We start from the raw sequence: 15176 nt of genomic DNA on the forward strand, positions 1-15176 counted from the left end.
GCTGTCCGACGGTCCGGAAGGGATGAAATCTTCCCCGTGCACCTTGCTAGACCAAGCAGATGCCGACCGAATGGATAGACTGAAATGATGCCGATTTCCTGGCTGATCCGGCTTGAAGCGCCTTCCGACAATGAAGCCATCGAGGCCCTGCAGGCCGAAGCATTCGGACCGGGCCGTTTCGCGCGTACCGCCTTCCGGATTCGCGAGGGGGTCCCGCATCATGCCGGCCTCAGCTTCGTCGGTTTGATCGGCGATGAGATCGCCGGCTCCTGCCGCCTGACGCCAATTCGTATCGGGAAGAGCAGCGCGCTTCTGCTTGGACCTCTTGCCGTATCGCCGACCTACAAGAATCGCGGGCTGGGCCGCGCCCTTGTCCGCACGGCGCTGGAAGCTGCGGGCAAGCTGGGCGAAACCCACGTCCTGCTTGTCGGAGACGAACCTTATTACGGGCCGCTCGGTTTCGAGCGTGTCCCGTTCGGCCGCATCAGTCTGCCCGGCCCGGTTGATCTCAATCGGCTGCTCGTTGCGCGGCTGGTCGGCGGCGACATCCCCCAGGGCCTCGTGCGCGGAGCCTAGAGCATATGCTGGGGCGATCTCTTGTCCTGAAAGCGATCCAGGCCACCGTCTACCGTCCTTCGCGGTACCAGACCATTGAAACGGCCCCAAGCAGGATCGCAAGACCGAGGAAGCCGGCAAAAAGCGGGTAACGGTCGATGCCCTTGAGGACGCTCGCGTCGGTCGACTTGAAGCCGATCCAGCCGCTGCCTGAATAGTCCGCGGCGCGTCTCAGCGAAACGACGCGCGGCACTTCGAGGTCACCGCCGATATCCTTGAGGCGCGTGGCGCTGCCGCCGGTCGCCGCCGTGAGGTCCGCGAGCGTCCCGGTAGTCGAAAGCACGTCGGTGAATTCGCGCGGATTTGGCGGACCCACATTTACCAGAGCTTTCCGCGTCCCGTCATCGGCGGCATAGAGACCGAGATCGGGTGCGGGAGCGGACGCTCGCCACAAGCCCGGCTCCGTTTCGGTCGGCGTCAGCAATCGCGTTTCGCCGGATGGCAGGGTCAGCACGATATCGCCAACGGAATCACCGATCGTCTGCCTTTCGACGATAACCTCGGAGCCGCGCGCGGTGAGCCGCAGCGCCTCCTCTTCCAGATCCGGTTCCTTCATCAGCCAATGCGCAAGCCGGCGCAGCAGCGGTACATGCGGACCGCCGCCCTCGTAGCCACGCGCCCATAGCCAGACGTGATCGGAAAGGAATACCGCGACCCTGCCTTGCTCCTTGCGGTTGAGCACGAGCAATGGCCGCTCCTCAGGACCTGTCATCAGCGTTTCGCCTTCCAGCACATTGCTGTCGACCAGGCGGAACCAGCGGCTCCAGGCCGGCGGCTCGGAGCTTGAGCCCGGCAAGCCGCGCGTCACCGGATGGCGATTCCCGGTGTCCGATATTTCCGCGCGGTAGGGTTCTTCGAAAAGGCTGCCCGTCGGCTCGGCGGGAAGGACCGTTGAGAGCGGCGTTCGATAGATGCTGCCTCCTTCCGAATAGTCCGGGCCGCCGGCAATTAGCAGCGCGCCGCCCTCCTTCACGTAGCGCGCGATATTGTCGAAATAGAGCAGGGGCAGCACGCCGCGCCGGACGTAGCGATCGAATATGATCAGGTCGAACTCGTCGATCTTGACCGAGAAGAGCTCGCGCGTCGGGAAGGCGATCAGCGACAGCTGGTTGATCGGCGTTCCGTCCTGCTTGTCGGGTGGCCGCAGGATCGTGAAATGCACGAGGTCGACCGAAGCGTCGGATTTCAGCAGGTTGCGCCAGGTTCGCTCACCCGCGTGCGGGCTGCCCGAAACCAGGAGAACCCGCAGGTTTTCCCGTATGCCATCGATCGTCACCACGACGCGGTTGTTGATGTCGGTCAACTCTCCCGGCAGCGCATCCGCGGCGAATTCGAAGATATTGTCGCCGCCATTGGCGATCTCCACCGGTATGTCCACCGTCGCTCCAGGCGCGACGCGTTCTTCGCCGATTACCTCGCCATTGCGCCGGATGACGATGCGCGCCCGGTCGCCGCCGGTGGCGAGGCCGCGATCCTGAAGCTGAAGTGTGACAAGCTGTTGCGAGCCGACGAGGCCAAAGCGCGGAGCTTTGCCTATGGCAAGGCGGCGGTCCATTTCATCGGCCGTGCCGGTAACCAGTGCGTGGAGCGGCGCATCGAATCCGAGTTCGGCGGCTTTCTCGGGAATGTCGTGCACCTGCCCGTCTGTGATCAGGACCGCACCGCCGACCCGTTCGGGCGGGATGTCCGAAAGACCGCGCGCGAGAGCGCCGAACAACGCGGTTCCGTCGGCGTGAGCGCCGTCGCCGCGCCCGGCATGAATAGTGCGAATTTCGAAGCCCGAAAGCGCTTTCAGGCGAGTTTCCAAAGCGGCCCTGGCCGCTTCAGCGGTTGCCGCGCGATCCGCGAGGGTCTGGCTCTGGCTGTCATCGACAACGACGGCGACGATACTCGACAGCGGTTCCCGATCCTCGCGCTCGATCGCGGGCCCGGCGAGAGCGAACAGTGTCAGAGCTATCGCGGCGGCGCGAAGCGGCCATGCCCGCAATCGCAACAACGCGGCTACCAGGGCCACGACTGCGCCGGCTATTGCGGCCGTCAGCAACAGCCAGACCGGTACGAGCGGGTCAAAGGAGAGCGACCAGATCACGACATCTCCTTCATTGGCCGAGCCTTTCGAGCAGGGCCGGAATATGCACCTGATCCGCCTTGTAATTGCCGGTCAGCGCATACATCACGATATTGACGCCCGAGCGATAGGCATATTCGCGCTGGGCAGGGTCCGAAGGCACGGTGGCGAAGAGGAAAGTGCCGGTCTCCGTCGTCGCCCACGCCCCGGCGAAATCATTGCCGGTGATCATGATCGTCGATACGCCGTCGCCGGCAACGACCGGGCGGCTGCCTTCGTTGGCCTGCGGTTCGATCGCTTCGACCCAAAGCGGGCTTCCAGAGTAGCGCCCGGGAAATTGATCGAGCAGATAGAAGGCCTTGGTCAGCACATGATCGATCGGCACGGGCTCCAGCGGAGGAATGTCCAGGTCTTCGAGAATTGCCCGCAGCCGGGCGCCGTTTTCGGTCGTCCCGAATGGCTGAAGTCCGGCGCTGAGCTGGTCGCGGGTGTCGAAAAGGATCGTGCCGCCGTTCCGCATATAGGCATCGATGCGTGCCATCGTGTCGTCGGAAGGAACAGGCATCGTCGTTGTGATCGGCCAATAGAGCAGCGGAAAGAAGGACAGTTCGTCCTGCGTGATATCCACGCCGACCGGCGCTTCGGGCTCAAGTGCCGTTCGTTGCATGAGATAGCGCGACAACCCCAGGAGACCGGCCTGGCTCGTGCCGTCCACTTCCGGGTCGCCGGTGACCACATAGGCAAGCCTGGTATCGAGCGTGGCATTCAGGGCGAAAAGATCGCTGGAAGTATCCTGTGCGCGTCCCTCTCCGGAAAGCGCCAGGATCAGGGGCGCAGCCATGAGGATCACGATACCGCTGCGCAACGGTATTCCATGCCTGATCCGCTCAAGGTCGCCTCTGAGCATGATCATGGCAATGGCATCTGCAAGCAGAAGGGCAAGCGCCATCATCAGCAAGACCGGTGCGAGCTCAGTTGGCCCGGCCGTCGGATAGGCAAGACGCTGGGCTTTTGCGGCGAGCGGACCGAGATCGAGCGGCCTCAATGCATCGCCATCCCTGAAGACGTTCAGGGCGCGGAAAGCGTCCTCGCTGCCGTAGATGCCTGCCGGATGAGTTCGGCTTGCCTCCACCTCGTCAAATGCATCAGCCGCAATAGGCAGAGCATCGGCGCCCGGCGTGGAGAAGTGGCCGTAGCCATCCATCGTGCGCAAGGGCGGCAGCATGGTCCGCTCCTGTTCCACGCTGCTGTTCGAAGTGCCCTGGCCTTCGCCCGTTTGCCGGGAGGCGTCGGCGATGGCGATGATCCGGCGTAGCATTTCCACGAACGAGCCCGAAAGCGGCAGATTCGACCAGCTGGTATCCGCCGTCACATGGAACAGGACCAGGCGGCCGCGCCCCCGCAGAGAGGCTGTGACAAGAGGAGTGCCGTCGCTCAGGAGTGCCCAGGAGCGATCGGGCAGGTCGGCACTCGGTTCCGCCAGTACTTGCCGGGTGACGGTGACATCGCCGGGTATCTCCAGCCCGGCAAAGGGCGAGTTTTCGGAGAAGGCGGCCAGCGGCTGAGGTTCCTCCCAGGAAAGGCTGCCGCCCAACGACCGGTCGCCTGCACGAAGTCGCGTCGGCGTGAGGTCGTCGGCCCCACCGGCCATGCGCGGACCGGCGAAGCGGACGAGCATCCCGCCGTCGTCGACCCAGCGCGCCAGCCTGTCGGCGACGTTGTCGGGGAGCCTGCCCACATCGGCGAGAATGAGAACCGAGACCCCCTGTTCGATGAGGTCCGGCACCGCGCGGGCGAGATCGGCATCGCGCGGTACCCGCAGTTCCGCGAAGGGGGACAGGGCACGCTGCAGATAGTAGAGCGGCGAAAGCAGCGGCTGCGCCTGGTCGACCGACGCGCCGGATACAAGCCCGATCGAGCGCCGCTGCCAGCGATCGTCGAGAAGCTGGACGCTGCCGGCGCTCTCTTCGCCTGCTACCTCAAGCTTCGCGACGTCGTTACGCAGTTCCACGGGAAGGTCGAAGCGTGCTTCGGCATTCGTGGCGGCTGCCTCCAACCGCGCTTCGGTCTCCGCAAGCACCCGTCCCTTGAGATCGAGCGCGCGGATCGTCGCAGATCTTTCCGCCCCGCCATCTCTGCGAAGCACCGCAACAGTCAGCGCGTCGGCATTATTGCGGGCGCCAGCCAGTGCGAGCGGGATATCGAGACCTTCGTAAACGCTAACGCCGGCGTCTCCGCTCATTGCGTCGAGGTCACGAAGGAAGGCGTCGCTACCGGCATCGGAAAGGTTATCGGTCAACCAGACGACCGCGCCTGGCTGCTCTTCCGTGGCGGCCTTGCGCAAGGCAGTGGTCAGCGTTGCGCGATGGGTCGGCCAGGCGCGCGGCTCGAGCGCGCGCAGCCGGTCGCGCGCTTCCGCCGCACTTTGAGGTATCAGCGGCTGGCTCGCACCGTCGGCGGTTGCAGCAAAAAGAACGGTCGCGCCGCGTTGGCCGGCGGTATCCAGGAGTTCTTCTGCGAGCGCCTGCATGTTTTGCCAGCCCTTGGCGGAACTCCAGCCATTGTCGACAAACAGCCATAGCGGCCCTTTGCCAGGCATCGTGTCGGCCGCCGGCCGCCAGATCGGCCCCGCCAGCGCGACAATCAGCGCGGCGGCGAGCAGAAGCCGCAGGAGCGTCAGCCACCAAGGGCTTTTTTCCGGCGTTTCTTCCCGTTTTTCAATGTCGAAGAGCAGCCGCGTCGGCGGAAAGGCGACTTGTCTGGGTCGTGGCGGGGTCAGGCGCAAAAGCCACCAGATTACGGGCAGCAGCAGCAAGGCGGATAGAACAAACGGCGCTGTGAAACCGATCGGGAAGAAGCTCATGGCGCATGCCCTCCCAGGCCTGCGGCTTCCAGATTACCGCTGAGCCTGCTGTGAAGCAGGAGCAACGGTTCGGACGCAGGCCGATCGGTATGGTGCAGAACGAATGTCCAACCAGCCCTGCGGGCAAGGTCGCGGATCGTCTCACGCTGGGCTTCCAGCCTGTCGGTATAGGCCTTGCGCCACTCCTCCGCGCGACCCGCGGTCAGGCGTTCTCCGCTTTCTGGATCGCGAAACTCGGTACGGCCCGAGAAGGGAAAGGTTTCCTCGATCGGATCGAGCACCATGACGAGGTGGCCGCGTGCGCCGGTCGCCGCAACCTGACGGATCCATCCGGTGATCTTTTCGATCGGGTCCAGCAGATCGGCGAAGACGACAACGTCCGAGAAGCGGCGTATTTCGTGGTTGTCCGGCAGGGATGCAGGTTCGCTCACATGGGTGAGGGAGGCTGCGATCCGCTCGGCGGACTGTCGGTCGGAGGTCGGTCGCCTGACGCCGGGCAGGCCGACACGCTCGCCTGTCTTTGCAAGAAGTTCGGCAAGCCCGAGCAGCAGAACGAGCGCGCGGTCGCGCTTGGTAACAGGTGCGAGCCTGGAGCGGAAAGCCATCGAAGCCGACAGATCCGCCCACAGCCACACCGTATGGGCGGCCTCCCATTCGCGCTCGCGAACGTAGAGGTGATCATCACGGGCAGAGCGGCGCCAGTCGATACGTTTCATCGGTTCGCCGGCGGTGAATGGACGGTACTGCCAGAAGCTTTCACCCGGCCCCGCGCGCCGGCGACCGTGCCAGCCGACGACCAAGGTGTTGGCCACCTGCTTCGCTTCCACGAGCAAATCCGGCAGCGCGTCGGCGATCTGGCGCGAATCGGTCAGGATCTGCGGCCAGCTTTGCCGCTCGATCACGTCCTTGTTGTCGCCACTCCCTCGGGCCAATGCCATGGACGTAGGCCTACCTATCCGATCATCCTCAGCCGATACGGGCTTTGATGCGGCTGATGACGTCGCGAATTGTATGCCCGTCCGCGCGAGCGGCGAAAGTCAGTGCCATGCGGTGTTGCAGGACGGGCTCGGCGAGTGCCAGCACGTCGTCGACCGAAGGCGCGAGCCTGCCGTCGACCAGGGCCCGGGCGCGAACCGTCAGCATAAGCGATTGACTGGCGCGCGGACCCGCTCCCCAGGCAAGCAACGACGAGACGTCGCCGCCGGTTTCTCCGGGGCGTGCGGACCGCACCAGTTCCAGGATCGCCTCGACAACGCTCTCGCCGACGGGCATGCGCCGCACAAGCTTCTGGAAACCCGCCAGTTCGCCGGCTGTAATGATCGCTTCGGCGGTTGCCTCGTTCGCGCCGGTCGTTTCGAGCAGGATGCGCCTCTCGGCTTCCCGGTCGGGGTAATGCACGTCAATCTGCATCAGGAAGCGGTCGAGCTGGGCTTCCGGCAGCGGATAGGTGCCTTCCTGTTCCAGCGGGTTTTGCGTGGCGAGCACGTGGAAGGGGCGTGGCAGGTCGTGGCGCTGGCCGGCAACCGTCACATGATATTCCTGCATGGCCTGGAGCAGCGCCGACTGCGTGCGCGGGCTGGCGCGGTTGATCTCATCCGCCATCAGGAGTTGCGAAAAGATCGGGCCGGGAATGAAGCGGAAGGAGCGTGTGCCGTCCGGCGCCTGGTCCAGGACTTCCGCGCCCAGGATGTCGGAAGGCATCAGATCCGGCGTGAACTGGATGCGGCTGGCGGCAAGACCCAGTACGGTCCCGAGCGTCTCCACGAGTTTCGTCTTGGCGAGGCCGGGTACGCCCACCAGCAATCCGTGACCGCCGGACAGAATGGTCACCAGGCTCCGTTCGACCACGCTTTCCTGGCCGAAGATGACGCGTGCGATTTCCGCCCTTGCCGCCGTGATGCGTTCCACCGCGGCTTCGGTTTCGCGGACGATTGCATCCATGTCGGCTTCTCCTGCAGTGGTCAACGCGCTCATCTTGAACTCAGCCTCCTGCTTAACGCCGTCATGGCACCCGCCTTCATCCGACTCAAATCGGGACGATCGGCAGCATTCGCGAGTTTGACACCAATAAGAGCCCGACTTAAGCCCTGCGTTTCAGAACTTGCCGGTCAATTTGCCGTCATGATCCCGCAGCCTGCATGATCGATCCGCAATTCCAAAAAGGCGAGACGCTCTTGCATTGGCATTACAAAATCCGATCTCATGACAGGGTATGGGCCAAATCAAGGCAAGGACAACGTGCAGGAAACGAAAAATATCGCTGATGATGACGCCGACCCTGCCGGGCGCCCCTTGCCGGCCGGGCTGAAGGCGTTGATGTCGAGGGCGCAGGGGCAGGAACGTTCTTTGCCGCCCGTGGAGGCTTGGAACCCGCCATTTTGCGGCGACCTCGATATCCGCATTACCCGCGACGGACGTTGGCACTATCTTGGTTCTCCCATAGGGCGAGAGAGTCTCGTCCGATTGTTCTCGACCGTGCTGCGAAAGGACGAGGACGGGAAGCACTATCTGGTCACGCCGGTGGAAAAGATCGGCATCAAGGTGGACGATGCACCGTTCCTGGCGGTCGAACTGCACGTCTCGGGCGAAGGGGAAGGGACGCTGGTAACCTGTCGCACGAATGTCGGCGATGTGGTGGAAGTTGGTCCGAGGCATCCGATGCGCTTCGCCACGGAGGAAGGCACGGGAGGGCTCAAGCCCTATGTTCTCGTACGCGGCGGACTGGAGGCATTGCTTACCCGGCCTTTGCTGCACCAGATCGCCGATCATTTCGAGGAGTGCGAAATCGACGGCTTGCCCATGGTCGGCATATGGAGCGGCGGCACTTTCTTTCCCGCCCTGCCGGCGGCAGAGGCGAGAGATGGCACGGAGGTGGAATGACCTTGAGGGAACGCCACGAAGATGACCGCGTCCCGATCGCGGAAGATCACGGCCCGCCGGGCAAGCGGCTCTCGGTCGTCGACTTTCGTTTGCGTGCGGAGGCCCGCCTTGCCGCCGCCGGCGGACGGGAGGCGGGCGACCACATTCTCAATCCTGGCAGCTCTCGCTTTCTGAACCGCAAGGATCCGCTGAAGGATGCGGCCGTGCTGATCCCGATCGTCGATCGCGGCAGGGATCCGACGGTATTGCTGACGCTGCGCACCGAGCACCTGGCGTCTCATGCCGGACAGGTTGCCTTTCCGGGCGGCAAGATAGACGCGAACGATCATGGTGCCGTCGGCGCCGCATTGCGGGAGGCGCATGAGGAAATCGGGTTATCCCCCCACTTCGTTCGCACGATCGGCTCCCTCCCGCCCTATCTGACGGGGTCCGGCTACAAGGTCGTGCCGGTCATCGGGATCATTGAAGCCGCCCCGCGGCTGGTACCCAACCCCGGCGAGGTCGCTGATGTCTTCGAAGTGCCGCTGTCGTTTCTGATGAATCCTGCAAATCACCAGCGTCAGAGCCGCGTCTGGGCAGGTGAGAGACGACATTTCTACGCAATGCCTTATGGCGAGCGCTATATTTGGGGCGTTACCGCAGGTATCATCCGTTTGCTCTATGACACGGTATATGGTTGATGCTGCGAATTATTTTCACTCACCTGCTGCTGTTTCTCATTCCCTTCATTGGCTATGCGTTCTGGCTTTGGATAAACCGGAAGGCGCAGACCTCCGAGAACTGGCGCAGCGGGCCGCTGATCTGGCTCGCCTTCGGCGGGATCGTGATCGTGAGTGCCAGCCTGTTTTTCCTCGCCTCATTCGAGCATATGCCGGAAGGAAAGACGTACCGGCCCGCCGAAATCCGCGACGGCGAGTTCGTACCCGGCCGATACGAGTAGATCCATGGCCGAAACACTGAATCCCGACTGGCTTGCCTCACCGTCGATTCAGGCAGTCTTCGACGCGCTGGAAGTCGGCGGCGACCAGGCACGCGCGGTCGGCGGTGCCGTTCGCAACACATTGCTGCGCGTACCTGTCAGCGACATCGATATCTCGACGACGGCAGTGCCGCAGGAGGTCATTGCCCGAGCCGAGGCTGCCGGCATGCGCGCGATCCCGACCGGTATCGACCACGGGACGATCACCGTCATCAGCCGGGGCGTGGCCTACGAGGTCACCACGCTGCGCGAGGATGTGGAGACCCATGGGCGACATGCGACAGTCCGCTTCGGCAGCGACTGGCTGAAGGACGCCGAGCGGCGCGATTTCACGATGAATGCACTTTACGTCGATCGGCAGGGGCGGCTTTACGATCCTGTTGGCGGCCTCCCGGACCTGCGCCATCGGCAAGTCCGTTTCATTGGCGATCCGGCGGCGCGAATTGCCGAGGACTACCTGCGTATTCTTCGCTTCTTCCGCTTTCATGCCCAATACGGATCGGGCGCGCTGGACGCCGCCGGGCTGCATGCGGCAATCGAGGCACGCGACGGGCTGCGCCGTCTTTCGGCCGAGCGGATCGGCATGGAAATGCGCAAGCTTGTCTCGGCGCCAGCTGCCGCGGACACCGTGTCGCTGATGGCCGACATCGGCATCATCGAAATTGTGCTGGCCGGCGTTGCGAGGATCGTCGACTTCCGCAATCTGCGCCGTCTCGATATCGTGGCGCATGAGACGCGTGCGCCTTCCCTTGGCCTGGCTGCGCTTGCCGGCTTCATCGATGAGGATATCGAGCGGATATCCACCCGCATGCGCCTGTCCAATGCCGAACGGAAGCGCATGCTCCATGCCCTTCATATGGCCGACCGCTTCGGCAAGCAGAGCGACACGCATCAGGTAAGGGAAATGATCTATCGCACGAGCAGGGAAGCGGTGGTTGACGGCATTCTGCTCGCCTGGGCGCGGCAGGGAGGCGATCCCATGGATCGGCGCCATTTGTCCTTGCTGCAAATCGCCCATTCGTTCATTGCGCCCGTTTTTCCGGTCAAGGGCAAGGACCTGGTCGCACTTGGCATCCCCAGGGGCCCGCAGGTCGGCGAACGGTTGTCGGAGCTCGAAGCGCACTGGATCGAGCAGGATTTCCGGCCCGGCCGCGATGAATTGTTGGGCGCGGTGGAGATCTCCCGCAGTTGACGGATTTTTGCTCTCCACGCCACTTTCAATGACCGCCTCGCCTTCCTACATCTCATGCACGAAAAATCGGGAAGAAAAGCGCCGGAGTATCCATGTCCTTTCTGAAGTCGTCGCGGAATATTTTAGCCCTCCTTCTCGTCTCGCTGAGCCTGAGCCTTGTGGCCGTGGATTTCGCCGAAGCGAAGCGTGGCTTTTCCTTCGGCAGCCGGGGCTTTCGTACCTATTCCGCGCCGAAGGCAACGCCAACCGCACCGCGCACCGCGACACCGCAGCAAAGCACCTCGCCGCGCCAGTCGGTCAATCCGGGAGCTAACACATTGCAGAATACGGCAACGGCTCCCCGCCGGGGGCTGTTCGGCGGAGGGTTCTTCGGCTCCATGCTGGGCGGTCTGGCGCTGGGCGGGTTGATCGGCATGCTGCTTGGCCACGGCATGGGCGGCTTTGCGGGCTTCATCGGCTTGCTATTGCAGGTGGCGCTGATTGTGGGCGGCGTCCTGTTGCTGATGAGGTTTCTGGGCCGCAAGGGGCAAAGGCCTGCCTTTGCGCACGCGAGCGGCCCGAATTCCTACCGGGAGGCACCGGCCCAGCGGACTTCGGCGGCTTCCAGCTTCCGTATTCCCGATATCGGCGCCGGTTCCGCTTCGCATTCGGAGCCGCGGCAGCCGGCCAACGCCTTTTCGGAAGGTGACGAGATCGGAATAACGGGCGAGGATCTCGATACGTTCGAACGGCTTTTGAGCGAAGTCTGGCAGGCTTACGGGCGGGAGGACTATGCTGCGTTGAGATCCCGCACCACTCCGGAAATCATGGGCTTTCTGGCCGAAGAATTGGGTTCCGCCGCAAGCCGGGGCCTTATCAACGAGGTGCGCGACATTCGCCTGGAACAAGGCGACCTCGCTGAAGCCTGGCGCGAGGCGGAGGCCGAATATGCGACGGTTGCCATGCGCTATTCCTCGATAGACGTCACGCGTGAGCGGGCGACCAACCGCGTGGTCGAGGGCGATCCCGAACAGGCGAGCGAAACGACCGAGCTTTGGACTTTCGTTCGCCGTCCGGGCGACGGCTGGCGCGTTTCGGCGATCCAGCAGGCCGAATAGGCCGGGGCGCTTGTCACGAAAGCGGCATCCCTTTCGTGACAAGAGTTCGCTACAATATCAATGCTCTATGGCCACTTAACGACAGGCGGTAGCGAGGACAGGATCGACGCCACGTTGCCGCCGGTCTTCAGGCCGAAGATCGTGCCGCGATCGTAGAGAAGATTGTATTCGACATAGCGCCCACGCCGGATGAGCTGTTCCTCGCGCTGGGCTTCCGTCCATGGCTTCTCGAAATTGGCGGCCACCAGGCTCGGGTAGATTTCCCGAAAGGCACGGCCAACGTCCTGCGTGAAGGCGAAATCGGCGTCGAAGTCGCCGCTGTTCAGGTAGTCGTAGAAGATGCCGCCGATGCCGCGCGGCTCGTTGCGGTGCTTCAGGAAGAAATAGTCGTCGCACCAGGCTTTATAGCGATCGTAATCGGCGACTGCATGCGCCTCGCAAACCGAGCGCATCGCGGCGTGAAAGGCGACCGTATCGGGGTCTTCCTGCGTTCGGCGCGCATCCAGAACCGGTGTGAGATCGGCGCCGCCGCCGAACCACTGCCGCGTCGTCACCACCATGCGTGTGTTCATGTGGACCGCCGGAACATTCGGATTCTGCGGATGAGCGATCAACGAAATGCCGGACGCCCAAAATCGCGGATCATCGGCAGCACCCGGGATCTGGCCCCGGAACTCGGGCGAGAACGAGCCATGCACTGTCGAGACATGGACGCCGACTTTCTCGAAGACGCGGCCATGCATGATCGACATGACGCCGCCGCCGCCATTTTCCCCGTCGAAGTTGGTCCGGTCCCAGGGCGTGCGTACGAACCGGCCGGCAGGCTGTTCGGACAGTGGGCCACCCAGATCTCCGATCCGGTCTTCCAGTTCTTCGAAGGCAACGCAGATTTCATCGCGTATCGCTGCGAACCAGGCGCTTGCCCGTGCTTTCTTCCCTTCGATATCAGCCGGTATCGGCCCGCCGCGCTCGCTCATCGTGTCGCCTTGCTCCGTCATGTTGCCGACTGATTAGGGAAGGAGGCGGTCTGGCGCAAGGCCTCGCCCAGCACCATCGCGGCCGAGACCGCTACATTCAATGACCGAAGTCCCTGTGCCATGGGGATGAGCAACCGCGCATCCGCCGCGTCATGGACAGGTTCGGGGACACCTGCGGATTCCCGTCCGAACAGCAGGATATCGTCGCTGCCGAAGGCAAATTCGCTGTAGGGCAGGCTAGCGCTCGTGGAAAGAAGGACGAGCCGGCGCCTTTCGCCTCGCCGCCATTCGTCGAAGCTGACCCAGTTGAGATGGCGCCGCAGCGCCGCCCGCTCCAGGTAATCCATGCCGGCGCGCTTCAGCGAATGATCCGACAGGGGAAAGCCCGCCGGCTCGATCAGGTGCACGGTCGTACCCATGCAGGCGGCAAGCCGCAGGATCGTTCCGGTATTCACCGGTATATCCGGTTCGAAGAGAGCGATGTCCGGCAAGGGGCCCATCCCAAATTGAACTTGCGCCCGTCCTACCATTCGCATGCCGCTTTGTCAGGGCTCGGCTTTTCCGGCAAAACGCCGCAGTGTGCATGGCAAGCCCTGCCGGATCGCCTATAACCAATGGTCGCAGGCAGGAAGCCGGGAAATCAGGGAGCAGGATCGGGTGGAGCGCATTTATCGCTGGTTCGAAAGCCGGATAGATCCCTTCGCCGCGCGTCCCGAACGGCCGATGCCGTCAGATGCGGTCGGCTTTCTGCTGTACTTCGTCTCTCAGGCTCGGGGCGTCTTTCTCGCCATGCTTATCCTCGGTGGCCTGACCGCGCTGATCGAGGCGGCGCTCTACGTTTTTGTCGGCGACCTCGTCGACCTGATGCAGCAGGGCGAAAGGGAGGGCTTCTTCCTGCGCCATGCGGGGCTGCTCCTGCTGATGGCCGCCGCCGTTCTGGTTTTCCGCAGCCTCGTCGCCGTGTTGACGGCCCTGGTCGAGGAACAGGCGGTGGTGCCGGGCTTCTTCAACCTGGTGCGCCTGCAATCGCACGACCGCATCATGCGCCAGTCGCTCGGCTATTTTCAGGACGAATTCGCCGGCCGCATATCCCAGAAGGTCTGGCAGGCGGGACAGGCGGCGGGCGACTTCATGGTCTCGCTGCTTCAGGTAATCTGGTACATCGTTGTCTTCGCCCTATCCACGCTTACCCTGCTGGGCGGGCTCGATGGCAGCTTCGCCCTGCTGATCGCGCTCTGGCTCGGTTTCTTCGCGCTGACGGCCCGGTTCTTCGTACCGAAGATCAGGGCTCGCGCCCGCGCGGTTTCCCACGCGGGATCCGGGATCACGGGCCGCCTCGTCGACACCTACTCCAATATTCAGACCGTGAAGCTCTTCGGTGATCTGGGACGCGAGGAAGAGGGACTGAAGGCTGGTTATCTCGGCTTTCTCGGCACGCTGAGAACCTTCACCCGCACGTTGACGGGAGTGCGCGCTGCCATGAGCGTGCTGAGCGGCCTCATGATCGTCTCCATAGCCGCCATGGCCATTCAATCCTGGCAGGGCGGAAGGATAAGTGCAGGCGATGTGGCCGTCGTGATGGGGCTCGTCCTGCGGCTGAATATCCTGCTCAATCGGCTGATGGGGCAGATGAACGGACTGTTTCGCGCGCTCGGCACGCTGCAGGACAGCGCCGATATGATCACTCGCAAGGTCACGTTGACCGACCATCGCGAGGCGGTTCCTCTTCGGGTCGGCGCCGGACGGATCGAGTTCCGAAATGCCAGCTTCCACTATGGCAGGGACGACGGGGTTCTGGAAAACCTGTCCCTGACGATCGAGCCGGGCGAAAGGGTCGGCATCGTCGGCCGGTCGGGGGCGGGAAAATCGACGCTGGCCAACTTGCTGCTGCGTTTCTTCGATCTCGAGAGCGGCGGCATTCTTGTCGACGGACAGGATATCTCGCGCGTCACGCAGACCTCGCTGCGCGCAGCGGTCGGCATGGTAACCCAGGATACTTCGCTGCTGCATCGATCCATCCGTGAAAATATCGTCTACGGCCGGCCCGAGGCAGACGATGCGGCGATCCGTGCCGCCGCGGTGCGCGCCCATGCGGATGGCTTCATCCAGGCGCTTGAGGACAAGCGCGGGCGGAAAGGCTACGACGCCTTCGTCGGCGAACGGGGAGTGAAGCTTTCCGGCGGACAGCGCCAGCGAATAGCCATAGCCCGCGTGTTACTGAAGGATGCGCCGATCCTGGTGCTGGACGAGGCAACGTCGGCCCTCGACTCTGAAATCGAGGCTGCAATCCAGGAGAGCCTGTCGGAATTGATGGAAGGAAAGACCGTCATCGCGATCGCACATCGGCTTTCAACGATCGCGGCGATGGACCGCCTCGTGGTTATGGACGAAGGGCGGATTGTCGAGGAAGGCACGCACAAGGAACTGATCGCGCGCGGCGGGCTTTATGCGGACCTCTGGAAGCGCCAGTCGGGCGGCTTCATAGCCGCCGGCCGGGCCGCATGA

The 15176-nt window shown here is 63.4% G+C and carries 13 protein-coding genes; 7 read left to right on the top strand and 6 right to left on the bottom strand.

What is annotated here, in order from left to right; genetic code table 11:
• Window positions 1-84: 84 nt before the first annotated feature.
• Window positions 85-576, top strand: coding sequence for a GNAT family N-acetyltransferase (locus H2509_RS01125; protein ID WP_182161451.1), 492 nt, complete (start codon window positions 85-87; stop codon window positions 574-576).
• A 49-nt stretch (window positions 577-625) separates the two neighbouring features.
• Here the strand turns inward: H2509_RS01125 and H2509_RS01130 are convergent, their stop codons facing one another.
• From H2509_RS01130 to H2509_RS01145, 4 genes are read right to left on the bottom strand one after another with little or no spacing between them, the layout of a single operon-like run.
• On the bottom strand, window positions 626-2704 hold the full coding sequence (locus tag H2509_RS01130; protein ID WP_182161453.1) for a hypothetical protein: 2079 nt from the start codon (window positions 2702-2704) through the stop codon (window positions 626-628).
• A 10-nt stretch (window positions 2705-2714) separates the two neighbouring features.
• On the bottom strand, window positions 2715-5546 hold the full coding sequence (locus tag H2509_RS01135; protein WP_182161455.1) for a DUF4159 domain-containing protein: 2832 nt from the start codon (window positions 5544-5546) through the stop codon (window positions 2715-2717).
• Entirely contained in the window at window positions 5543-6484 is a 942-nt protein-coding gene (locus H2509_RS01140; protein ID WP_182161457.1) for a DUF58 domain-containing protein, read from the bottom strand. The genes H2509_RS01135 and H2509_RS01140 overlap by 4 nt, the downstream gene beginning before the upstream one ends.
• A 28-nt stretch (window positions 6485-6512) precedes the next feature.
• On the bottom strand, window positions 6513-7487 hold the full coding sequence (locus H2509_RS01145; RefSeq protein ID WP_209001725.1) for an AAA family ATPase: 975 nt from the start codon (window positions 7485-7487) through the stop codon (window positions 6513-6515).
• A 375-nt stretch (window positions 7488-7862) separates the two neighbouring features.
• Here H2509_RS01145 and H2509_RS01150 point away from each other — a divergent pair, with 375 nt between their 5' ends.
• The 5 genes from H2509_RS01150 to H2509_RS01170 all read left to right on the top strand — a co-directional run bounded on the left by H2509_RS01150 (window position 7863) and on the right by H2509_RS01170 (window position 11694).
• Window positions 7863-8426 carry a DUF1285 domain-containing protein gene (locus tag H2509_RS01150; protein WP_182161587.1) on the top strand — a complete coding sequence of 188 codons (564 nt, stop codon included), beginning with the start codon at window positions 7863-7865 and terminating at the stop codon, window positions 8424-8426.
• On the top strand, window positions 8423-9106 hold the full coding sequence (locus H2509_RS01155) for a CoA pyrophosphatase (protein ID WP_182161461.1): 684 nt from the start codon (window positions 8423-8425) through the stop codon (window positions 9104-9106). The genes H2509_RS01150 and H2509_RS01155 overlap by 4 nt, the downstream gene beginning before the upstream one ends.
• The gene (locus tag H2509_RS01160; protein WP_182161463.1) at window positions 9106-9366 is read left to right on the top strand and encodes a DUF6111 family protein; all 261 of its coding nucleotides are present in this window, start codon (window positions 9106-9108) and stop codon (window positions 9364-9366) included. The genes H2509_RS01155 and H2509_RS01160 overlap by 1 nt, the downstream gene beginning before the upstream one ends.
• Window positions 9367-9370: 4 nt before the next feature.
• Window positions 9371-10597 (top strand): CCA tRNA nucleotidyltransferase, encoded by a 1227-nt coding sequence (locus H2509_RS01165; protein WP_182161465.1) that lies wholly within the window; start codon window positions 9371-9373, stop codon window positions 10595-10597.
• 92 nt (window positions 10598-10689) lie between these two features.
• Window positions 10690-11694 (top strand): TIM44-like domain-containing protein, encoded by a 1005-nt coding sequence (locus H2509_RS01170; protein WP_182161467.1) that lies wholly within the window; start codon window positions 10690-10692, stop codon window positions 11692-11694.
• A gap of 65 nt (window positions 11695-11759) precedes the next feature.
• Here H2509_RS01170 and hemF read toward each other — a convergent pair whose 3' ends face one another.
• Window positions 11760-12671, bottom strand: a complete 912-nt coding sequence (hemF, locus tag H2509_RS01175; RefSeq protein WP_182161589.1) for an oxygen-dependent coproporphyrinogen oxidase — start codon at window positions 12669-12671, stop codon at window positions 11760-11762.
• Window positions 12672-12688: 17 nt separating this feature from the next.
• A complete protein-coding gene (locus H2509_RS01180; RefSeq protein WP_182161469.1) occupies window positions 12689-13162 on the bottom strand; it encodes a tRNA (cytidine(34)-2'-O)-methyltransferase in 474 nt (157 codons plus the stop codon).
• A gap of 166 nt (window positions 13163-13328) precedes the next feature.
• Here H2509_RS01180 and H2509_RS01185 point away from each other — a divergent pair, with 166 nt between their 5' ends.
• Window positions 13329-15176, top strand: coding sequence for an ABC transporter ATP-binding protein (locus tag H2509_RS01185; RefSeq protein WP_328804940.1), 1848 nt, complete (start codon window positions 13329-13331; stop codon window positions 15174-15176).

It is taken from the genome of Stappia albiluteola, from assembly GCF_014050225.1.
GTDB classification, from domain to species: Bacteria; Pseudomonadota; Alphaproteobacteria; order Rhizobiales; family Stappiaceae; genus Hongsoonwoonella; species Hongsoonwoonella albiluteola.